Origin of the sequence: Streptomyces sp. WELS2, assembly GCF_013870595.1 — a bacterium.
GTDB lineage: Bacteria > Actinomycetota > Actinomycetes > Streptomycetales > Streptomycetaceae > Streptomyces.
In genome coordinates, this window is the sequence record NZ_JACBWZ010000621.1 from 1 (window position 1) to 3,816 (window position 3,816).

The 3,816-nt window shown below is 70.6% G+C and carries 2 protein-coding genes; one reads left to right on the forward strand and one right to left on the reverse strand.

The features are described from left to right. Window positions 1-2,199: alpha-xylosidase (gene yicI / locus H5J33_RS26865; RefSeq protein WP_181797431.1), on the reverse strand; the 2,199-nt coding region annotated here is incomplete at its 3' end. Between the two features lie 281 nt (window positions 2,200-2,480). Between yicI and H5J33_RS26870 the strand changes: the two genes are divergently transcribed. Beyond that, window positions 2,481-3,734 carry a sugar ABC transporter substrate-binding protein gene (locus tag H5J33_RS26870; RefSeq protein ID WP_181797432.1) on the forward strand — a complete coding sequence of 418 codons (1,254 nt, stop codon included), beginning with the start codon at window positions 2,481-2,483 and terminating at the stop codon, window positions 3,732-3,734. The last annotated feature ends 82 nt before the right edge of the window (window positions 3,735-3,816 follow it).

Genomic DNA, 3,816 nt, shown 5'->3' on the forward strand with positions numbered 1-3,816 from the left:
AGGGCTGGATGAAGGTCCGGCCGACGTAGGCGTTCTTGACCAGGCCTCCGCGTAGCCGATGGCGGCGGGGGTGCCCGACAGATCGGGGACCGTGACCTCCGCGGTGTAGTCCGGCTCCGCCGTGGGGTGGACGAGCAGGGTGGGGGCATCCAGCCAGTCTCCGTCGGGACGGCTGTCGTCGGCGGCCAGCGGAAGCACGGCGCCCTCACGGACGTACAGCGGCAGGCTGTCGTAGTCGTGCCGTTCGGTGCGCCAGACCGGTCCGGTGACCCGCTCGCCGGACAGCAGGTGCGTCCAGGTCCCCTCGGGCAGGTAGACCTCCACCTCGCCGTCCTCCGTGAACACCGGGGCGACCAGCAGGTCGGGGCCCAGCATGTACTGGCGGTCCAGCGGGCGGCACGCCGGGTCGTGCGGGAACTCCAGGAGCATCGGGCGCATCACCGGCACACCGGTGCGGTGGGCCTCGGCGGCGGCGCCGTACAGGTAGGGCATGAGACGGTGTTTGAGCAGCGTGAACCGCCGGGCGACCGCCACGGCCTCCTCGCCGAAGTTCCACGGCACCCGGTACGACGTGGAGCCGTGCAGGCGGCTGTGCGAGGAGAGCAGGCCGAAGGCGAGCCAGCGCTTGAACACCGACGGGTCGGGGGTGCCCTCGAAGCCGCCGATGTCGTGGCTCCAGAAGCCGAAGCCGCTCAGCGACAGGGACAGCCCGCCGCGCAGGGACTCCGCCATGGCCTCGAAGGACGCCCAGCAGTCGCCGCCCCAGTGCACCGGGTACTGCTGCCCGCCCGCGGTGGCCGAGCGGGCGAAGAGGACGGCCTCGCCCTCGCCCCGCTCCTTCAGCAGGAGTTCGAAGACGGTCCGGTTGTACAGGTGGGTGTAGTAGTTGTGCATCCGCTGCGGGTCGGAGCCGTCGTGCCAGACGACATCGGTGGGCACGCGTTCGCCGAAGTCGGTCTTGAAGCAGTCCACGCCCTGGTCCAGCAGCGCCTTCAGCTTGGCCTGGAACCAGGCGCGGGCGTCGGGACTGGTGAAGTCGACCAGGCCCATGCCCGCCTGCCACAGGTCCCACTGCCAGACGTCGCCGTTCGGCCGGCGCACCAGGTGGCCCAGGGCCGCCGCCTCCTCGAAGAGCGGGGACTTCTGCGCGATGTACGGGTTGATCCACGCGCTGACCCGCAGGCCCTTCTCCTTCAGCCGGGCCAGCATGCCCTCCGGGTCGGGGAAGACTGCCGGGTCCCACTGGAAGTCGCACCACTGGTACTCGCGCATCCAGAAACAGTCGAAGTGGAAGACCGACAGCGGGATGCCGCGCTCGGCCATGCCGTCGACGAAGGACATCACGGTCGCCTCGTCGTAGTCGGTGGTGAACGACGTGGTCAGCCACAGGCCGAAGGACCAGGCGGGCGGCAGTGCCGGGCGGCCGGTCAGGGCGGTGTAGCGGGCGAGCACCTCCTTCGGGGTGGGACCGGCGATCACGTAGTACTCGATGCTCTGGTCCTCGACGCTGAACTGCACCTGGCCGACGGACTCCGAGCCGACCTCGAAGGAGACCTTCCCGGGGTGGTTGACGAACACGCCGTAGCCACGCGAGGAGAGGTAGAACGGGATGTTCTTGTAGGCCTGTTCGCTGCTGGTGCCGCCGTCCGCCTGCCAGATGTCCACCACCTGGCCGTTCTTCACGTACGGCGTGAAGCGCTCGCCGAGGCCGTAGACCTGCTCGCCCACACCGAGGGCGAGCTGGGCCAGGACGTGGTGGGCGCCGTCGTCGGTGGTGGCGAAGGCGGTGCCCTTGGCGCCCGCCCGGGTCAGCTCCCGGCCGTCCGCGCCGAGGAACGCCAGGGCCCACGGGCCGGCCTCGTCCAGGCGGAGGGTCAGCGGTCCGCTGGTGAGCTCGGTGACCGTGCCGTCCCGGCGCACCTCGCCCGCGCCGTCCGGCTCCTCGCCGAGGGCGAAGTCCGGGCCGGGGCGGCGCTTGCCGGCGTGGTGGGTGACCCGCACGCCGATGACGCCGTCGGCGGGGGAGAAGCAGTCGACCATGAGCAGCGGCGCGTTGAGCGTGTCCCCTCTCCGCGCCACGTTCTGTACGGCCGCATAGGCGGTGAAGCGCTTCGATGACAGACGTACGTCACGCGGCTGCACCGCGTAGGAGATCTGCACGCCGTCGCGGACGCGCCAGAAGCCGTTGGTGAACTTCATGTTCTTCCTCGGGGGAGCTGGAGTGGTTCGAGTAGGGCGCGAAGGCGCCGCCCGGCGTTTCGATCGTACACAGAACACCTCTCGCCCGGGCAGGCCCCGGCACCGGTAAATCCCTTCTGAACAGGGAAGATTATGGATTTCCCGTTGCTTGTCAGCGAGGGCGCGGAGGAATGGACGTGTGCCCGGGTCTGGCGCGACGGCCCGTGCATGGCGTATTAGTCATCACCATAAACAAAGGCGTCCGGTGCCGCTGCCGGACGGTACGACAGCAAGGGCCGCACATGTCGAAGCGCTTCAATAGACGCTCCCGCAAGGCCGTGATACCTCTCGCCGTCGTCTGCGCCCTGCTCGCCGGGGCGGCACTGACCGGCTGCGGCCGGCAGCGCGACGGCTCCGTCTACACCGTGCTGAACTCCTCGACCGACGAGACGTACCACCGCTGGGACGCCGAGGTGATGGCCCGGTGCGGGAAGCGGCTCGGCGTCACCGTCGAGCAGCAGAGCGTCCCGGCGGCCCAGGTGATGACCAAGGCGCTGCGCATGGCCTCCTCGAAGTCACTGCCGGACATCGTGCAGTTCGACGCCTCGGAGATGCCGGTGTTCGCCGAGGCCGGCGGGCTGACCGACCTCAGGAAGCTCGGACTGGGCACCGACGGCGTGCCGCGCGGCATCGTCAACTTCGGCTCCTACAAAGGGACGTACTACGGAGCCGCCCGGTCGGTGAACACGCTGGCGCTCTTCTACAACAAGGACCTTCTTCGCCAGGCGGGCCTCGAGGTGCCCACCACCTGGGCGGAACTGCGCGAGACCGCGCGCGGGCTGACCCGGGGCAAGCGCTACGGCCTCGCGCTCAGCGCGGGCGGCGCCGAGGACGGCGTCTTCCAGTTCACGCCGTTCATGTGGTCCAACGGCGGCGACGAGACCCGCCTGGACGGGCCCAGGGTCGTCGAGGCGCTGGACTACTGGAAGAGCCTGCTGAAGGACGGCTCGCTGTCGAAGTCGACGGTGGGCTGGACGCAGGCGGACGTCAACGACCAGTTCATGGCGGGCAACGCGGCCATGATGATCAACGGCCCGTGGCAGGTCGAGACCCTGAACACCAAGAAGTCGCTGCACTGGGGCATCGCGCGGATCCCCGTGCCGAGGCCCGGCGCGAAGTCCGTGGCCCCGCTGGGCGGCACCGTGCTCACCGTCCCCGACACCGGCGACGAGCGGCGGGAGCGGATGGCGGCGAGGATCGTCGGCTGTCTGACGAGCGAGCGCGAGCAGCTGACCTACGCGCGCAACAGCTGGATGGTCCCGGCGAACGAGAAGGCCGCCGCCGTCTGGCGCGAGCAGGTGCCCCGACTGGACGCGCTGGCGGACCAGGTGGCCGCCGCCCGGTCCCGCACGGCCCGGCTCGGCGCCGGCTGGCCGGCCGTGTCGCTCGCCCTGCAGAGCGCCTTCCAGGCCGCCCTGACCGGCCAGTCCAGCCGGGCCGCCCTCCAGCACGCCCAGCAGCGGGCCACGAGCGGGAACCGAGGTACGCGCGGATGACCACGCCCACCATCACCGCGCGCGGCGCGGCGCCCACGGCCGGCAGCCGCAGCGCGGACAGGGCGAGCACGATGGTGATCCA

Bases quoted from the DNA above. Each gene is read 5' to 3' on its own strand.
- H5J33_RS26870 (WP_181797432.1), top strand. From the start codon at position 2,481: ATGTCGAAGCGCTTCAATAGACGCTCCCGCAAGGCCGTGATACCTCTC.